The following is a 333-nucleotide window of genomic DNA, read 5'->3' on the forward strand; positions in this document are numbered from 1 at the left end:
ATGATGGGGATGTCAGGCAGCTTTCTCGTTCACTTCGATGCGATTAATGCTGCGGTAGGGATGGTCAAAACGTTCGTTATCAAACTGTTGGCTGCTGCCGTCGTAGAAGACGTGCACCTGGCGCAGGGCGACGATGCGTTCGCAGTAGCGCAAGGCGTAATCCACCTGATGCAGCGTGACGACCACGGTAATGCCGTCGTTCTGGTTAATGTCGCGCAGGGTGTCCATCACGATGCGCGCCGATTCCGGGTCCAGCGAGGCGATGGGTTCATCGGCCAGAATCACCTTCGCCTGCTGCATCAGCGCACGGGCAATCGCCACACGCTGCTGCTG

General features: G+C 58.6%; 1 protein-coding gene. It reads right to left on the bottom strand.

Features of this window, described 5'->3' with window-relative positions; all coding sequences use genetic code 11:
- Positions 1-12: 12 nt before the first annotated feature.
- Positions 13-333: ATP-binding cassette domain-containing protein (locus F0Q32_RS25560; protein WP_149465160.1), on the bottom strand; the 321-nt coding region annotated here is incomplete at its 5' end.

The sequence above is a fragment of the Pseudocitrobacter sp. 73 genome (assembly GCF_008369545.1).
Classification (GTDB): Bacteria; Pseudomonadota; Gammaproteobacteria; order Enterobacterales; family Enterobacteriaceae; genus Pseudocitrobacter; species Pseudocitrobacter vendiensis.